The sequence below is a fragment of the Borreliella mayonii genome (assembly GCF_001945665.1).
GTDB classification, from domain to species: Bacteria; Spirochaetota; Spirochaetia; order Borreliales; family Borreliaceae; genus Borreliella; species Borreliella mayonii.
Genome location: NZ_CP015794.1, coordinates 1 through 5225, shown reverse-complemented (window position 1 = coordinate 5225; position 5225 = coordinate 1). Strand labels below are relative to the sequence as shown.

Annotated in this window: 5 protein-coding genes and 1 pseudogene; all 6 read right to left on the bottom strand. The window is 23.7% G+C overall.

Annotation, left to right across the window (positions count from 1 at the left end; translation table 11 throughout):
* Positions 1-409: 409 nt before the first annotated feature.
* Positions 410-841 carry a P52 family lipoprotein gene (locus tag Bmayo_RS06175; RefSeq protein ID WP_002657151.1) on the bottom strand — a complete coding sequence of 144 codons (432 nt, stop codon included), beginning with the start codon at positions 839-841 and terminating at the stop codon, positions 410-412.
* A gap of 55 nt (positions 842-896) precedes the next feature.
* Positions 897-1889 carry an L-threonylcarbamoyladenylate synthase gene (locus tag Bmayo_RS06170; RefSeq protein ID WP_012666031.1) on the bottom strand — a complete coding sequence of 331 codons (993 nt, stop codon included), beginning with the start codon at positions 1887-1889 and terminating at the stop codon, positions 897-899.
* Positions 1890-1974: 85 nt separating this feature from the next.
* Positions 1975-3080, bottom strand: a pseudogene (locus tag Bmayo_RS06165) (plasmid maintenance protein).
* Positions 3081-3651: 571 nt separating this feature from the next.
* Positions 3652-4020 (bottom strand): plasmid maintenance protein, encoded by a 369-nt coding sequence (locus Bmayo_RS06160; RefSeq protein WP_012666029.1) that lies wholly within the window; start codon positions 4018-4020, stop codon positions 3652-3654.
* Positions 4021-4130: 110 nt separating this feature from the next.
* Entirely contained in the window at positions 4131-4484 is a 354-nt protein-coding gene (locus Bmayo_RS06155; protein ID WP_010883945.1) for a hypothetical protein, read from the bottom strand.
* A gap of 105 nt (positions 4485-4589) precedes the next feature.
* The gene (locus tag Bmayo_RS06150) at positions 4590-4964 is read right to left on the bottom strand and encodes a plasmid maintenance protein (RefSeq protein ID WP_010883948.1); all 375 of its coding nucleotides are present in this window, start codon (positions 4962-4964) and stop codon (positions 4590-4592) included.
* Between the last annotated feature and the right edge of the window lie 261 nt (positions 4965-5225).

Sequence of the window (5225 nt, the reverse complement as noted above, 5' to 3'; positions counted from 1 at the left end):
TTTTTTTTAGTATAAAGCTGTAGAGCCATTATTGGCTCCTATTTTATTAGCTGCACTTGAAATTCTTTTCTTTTTTAGGAACAAATAACGCTCTTTAAATTAAAAGGCATAATGCTATATTGTATTCTAAATCATATACAAAGGACAGTTCTTTATATCATAAGTGCAAAAATAAAGTCAGAAATTCAATAAAAAGGAGGAAAACTCTTCTAGAGTAGTAGAAGAGCAACCAAAAATTAATGAAAATTTTTCTACACAAAAATCCATACAAAAACTGCCCCTTTACTGCAACATACAAAACGTGAATCTTGTATATTACAATAATAGATAATATTATTGCAACAATCCTAAATTACAAATACAGAATATGTTATTAGCCCCAAAAAGGGGCTAATACATTTACTTTAAATTACAAGTTATTCGAACCATAATTGTTCAATATTAATTTCAAATCTTTTCTTATAGCAAGAAATTTTTCATAAATCAATATTAGATAATCATCAAAATTGCTTTTATCAAGCACATACAAAAGTTTAAAAAAATCTACATCATCAAGACATAAATAGAATATGAAAACCTTATTTTCAAACACATTATCACCCAGCTTTACTTTAATTTTACGAAAAAGGTTGATTAATTCTTTAGACTTTTTTGGCCCCAAATTAAAAAAAAATTCATTTAAAATGTTTTGACTTTTATGCGGAGACAATATATTTATTGTCTCCGCATCATTTTCTATATCTAAAATCGACTCATAGAACTTATAAATAACTTTTTTTATATCTTTTAAAACACAAATTTCGACGGCATTTAATTTTAAGTACTCGAATATGTTTTCCATTATATATGGGAAACATATAACAATTTATTAGAATAGTAAAAATTTATTAATGAATTTACATGAAATTATTTGAGCTAGCCTTTACAATTCTATTATTTATAGCATACCCTAGTTCTTCATTTTCTACTATTTCAACAATAACTTGATCATATTTTTCTTCGGCATTTACTAGCTCTTTATAAAGATTTTCTGCATATTCTATTAAAGAATCGAATAATATAATATTTTTTTTATCCCATAAAAAACTAAAAAAATAAAATTTAAAAGTGTCTCTTGTGATAAGTACTTTTGTATTCGTTTTTAAATATTTTCTTATGTTATCCCCGCGTTTAAATGTATGGACAGGTATTCTTAGCCTATAAGAAAACATTTTTTTTAAGTCTATTTTTGTTTCCTTTGCATAATTTACTTTATATCTACTGCCTAGCACTTTTTCTATCATTTTTTTTGTTATTGCACCGGGCCTTAATATTATTACATTATCTTTCGAGTCAAATTCAATAATAGTTGACTCTATGCCAATATTAGAGTCTTTATTTTTTTTTGGCATTATTATCCCTCCTACAAGCCCATTTAATTCTTTTAAAGCCATGCTAAAACTTGTTGAACTAGGCCTTTTGGATAAATTTGCTGATGATACTACAAGAGGGTTTTTCAATTTTCTAATTAAATTTAATGCGGTTTTATTTTTGGGTATTCTTATTGCCACTGTATCTAAGTTATTATTAATGAATTTAGGTATTTTTATTGATTTTTTAAGAACATAAGTTAAAGGGCCCGGACTAAACTTTTCCATTAAAATCTTAGCACTTTTAGGAACATGGCTGGATAATTCTTTTATTTTCTCTATTGTATCAACATAAAGCATTAAGGGCTCATTAATGGATTTTTTTTTTACTAAATTTATCATTCTCACTGCATATTCATCATAAATATTGGCCCCTATAGCGTAAACCGTATCTGTTGGAAATACAATAATTTCACCCATTTTGATTAATTTTAAAGCTATTTTAAATTGATATTCACTAATTATTGGTGTTTTTATCATTTATTCTTTAGCCTCTATGGAATAATTCGTATTTTTGAACTCAATTTTCTGCACTAATCTAAATAAACTTTTCATATTTTAGCACCTAAACAACTTTTTTACTAAATTTTTCTAAATTTAGATCATGTTTTCTATTTTTTATTATTTCTAGTAATTCAAGATAATATATGCCAAATATTTTGTTGTATTTTATTTTTTTTTGGTTATTCAAATATTCTTTTATAATAGGCTTTAGAATTTCAATATTTGTTTCTTTTTTTAGTTGTTCAATAAGGATATTGAAAACGTTTATCTTTAAATTTTCATAATCTTGTTGAGAATTTTCTTTTTTTCTTTCAATTGACTTTTCCAATTTACGTTTTATGTTGTTTAAATCGCTATATTTATGATTTTCAATAATAAAATGGGGTTTATATTTGTAATTTTCGTATATTTTTTGAAAATTTATTTCTAATTGTTTGGAATTGTACCCGTTTTCTTCTAATTCTTTTTGAGTGTTACATAGAATTCCCTTTAATTTTTCTTGTTTTTTTTTAATACAAGATTTAGTAGGGCGTATATTTTTATTTTTTGAGTTAATTTCGGTTATTTTTAGGATTTTTATTATTTTAATTATGTTTTCTTTATCAATATTTAATGTTAATAAAACTGGAAGAATTTCTTTACATGAAAAGTCACACTTGTTGAAGTATTTTATTACTTGATACTTTTCTATTTCGTTAATTTTTCTTTCTTCTTTTATATTATTATTATTATTATTACACTCCCCCAATTGCACACTACCCATTTTTGAATCAGAATTTTTGTTGAAATAGTTGGCAACTCTATTTTGGTATCTTTCTTCTTTTTTTCTTTAAAGTGCTGGTTTATTTTATGATAACAATCTTTTTTAGGATAATTAAGCTTGTAATAAATTTCCGTACCCGAATTTACCCCCATATGTTGATAGTAGTTTGTTGTGACTTTTATTTCTTTTTGTAGTCTATAGATATACTTTTGCATAGTTCTTAGTGTAGAAATAGTTTGACCGTTTTTTCTTAGATTTTCATTAAAGTAATAGAGTATGGTTTTTTGTGTATATTTCTTATGTGTTTTGTTTAGATAGCATATTGTTGAAATAAGAACTATTAATTTGTGTTGAACTTTATTATAGCAATTTCTATTGGTTTTATTTGTTGTTTTTGAATTCATAGAGACTTCTCCTTACAATTGTAGTGATCATTTTACAATATAACTAAAATTGCTATAAAAGTAAATACTCTTATATCAATTTTAGTTATATTGTAAAGTTTTAGTAATTGAGATTAAAATTTATTTAAAATACAACTTGACTATGGTTTAATTTTTGTTATACTATAAATAGTTCGACGAGAGTTCGAATTACAAAGAAGTGATCGTGAAATAGGGCTTAAAGCAAGTTTTTTATAAAGAATTTGTCTTAAGCCCTATTCATTTTATGTAACACTAATTTTCCCAGTTTAAGTTTTATTTTGTTTTGGGCACTATAATAATGATTTTTTTAGATTAAAAATTTTCTAGAATTTAAAGATATATTGGATTTATTTTGTATTTAGCTTTATATTGGTAATTTAATAATTATTCATGTTCAAAATCCATAAAAGACATATAGTCCTTTATGGATTTATCATTTATAGATCAAAATATTCTTTATTGGGCCTATTATAGGCCATAATATACTAGGATAGATATTGGTTTACTATTTATATAATCGATTATAGTAAATTTTCTGGATTATATTAGCTTAAATATTAGGATGAAGATTATAAATTTTAGTGCAACAAACTTCTAAAGGGTAAAGGAGTGTATAACGGCCTATAAAGCTTTCATTTTCTTTATTTGTGGGACATTTTAAGATTACTTTTGGATTTTTTTCTAATATTTCAAGATATTCTAATAGGGTTTTATAATTAACTTCGTGTTGAGTAGTTTTAGCTAGAGCAAGATTAAACTTGCTTTTTATTAATAAATGAGTATAATCTTTGTTTTCACTATAGAATAATTCTTGATTCATGTGATCTAGTGTTTTGACAAGAATGATTAACTTATTCTTAGCAAATTTAATTTGCTTTGTTATTCTTGCGACCAGTGTATCGTTAATTATTCCATTCATAATGAATTAGCCCCCTATTATATTGTAAATATAGTGCAGTATTTTTTGGCGTTAAACCATTATATTGTAAATATAGTGCAGTATTTTTTGGCGTTAAACCATTATATAGTCTATTTATAGTAGTTCCTAATTTTTGTGTAACATATTTTTAAAGGATAATTGATTATGTAGTAAAGTTTGAATATATTTTTTTCTACTTTATATTTATTAGCTATGATTTTTAGATTGTTTTCTAAAATATCTAGATACTTTATTAGTAAGTCTATGTCTATTTCAATATCTTTACTAGTATTGCAATATCTATCTACGTTAAAAGTAAACGCACGGCGTATAAACCCCCTATTATAGTACTCAATATTTAAATTTAGATTAATATTGTTTAGTGTGTAAATAAGAATTATTAAGTGTGAAGATAGCTTATTTTTGCTATTCATACCTAGTATTTCTTTTAAAGATTTTTCCAAATTAGTGTGCCAGCAATTTTTATTATTTATTTAAATAAAAATATATATCTTTACAATTTGTATTTCTAAATATTTGCATAAGATTATTTTATAATGTATTTACAATTAAGTAGTAATGTTCTTTTGTGTAAATTGTTTTAATTCTTTGTAGAATTTTTTGTAGAATTTTATTAGTTTTAAACAAATTTTTTCTAGGGTATAATTAAGTTTGCAATAAATTAGAGATTGATCGTTTTTAAAATAGAATTTTGCTATGATTTTTATTTCTTTTTCTAATTGATTTAAGTATTTTTTCATTGTTGATATATTACTAGGAGGTAGATTTTTGTTTTTGAGATTTTCGTTATACTTTTTGAGTAGAGTTTTTTGATAATAATTTTCGAATATTGAATTTATTTCAAATATTGTTGCGGTAAGAATAAGTATTCTGCATGCATGATCTATTTCTATTTCTTGTTGTTCTTTTATAGCCTTATACATAATATATAAGTATATAAAGATTATTTTGAAAATAAAGAATAAATTAAAAAAGTATTGATAATTTCCCAAAATTATAAAGTTTGGGATTTTAAAGTTAACACTTTTATGTAAAAATTACAAAAAATTAAAGTTTTATCATTTTGGGTTAAAGTTTTGTAATTTTGAAAAATTCAAGTTAAAGTTTTATTATTTTGGGTTAAAGTTTAGTATTTTCAAGTTAAATTTAGTAATTTAAAGGGTAAAGTTTTGAGTCAAAATACT

Excerpts from the sequence above, each read along its gene's own strand:
- Bmayo_RS06150 (WP_010883948.1), bottom strand. The coding sequence starts at position 4,964 with ATGTATAAGGCTATAAAAGAACAACAAGAAATAGAAATAGATCATGCA.
- Bmayo_RS06160 (WP_012666029.1), bottom strand. The coding sequence starts at position 4,020 with ATGAATGGAATAATTAACGATACACTGGTCGCAAGAATAACAAAGCAA.
- Bmayo_RS06175 (WP_002657151.1), bottom strand. The coding sequence starts at position 841 with ATGGAAAACATATTCGAGTACTTAAAATTAAATGCCGTCGAAATTTGT.
- Bmayo_RS06170 (WP_012666031.1), bottom strand. The coding sequence starts at position 1,889 with ATGATAAAAACACCAATAATTAGTGAATATCAATTTAAAATAGCTTTA.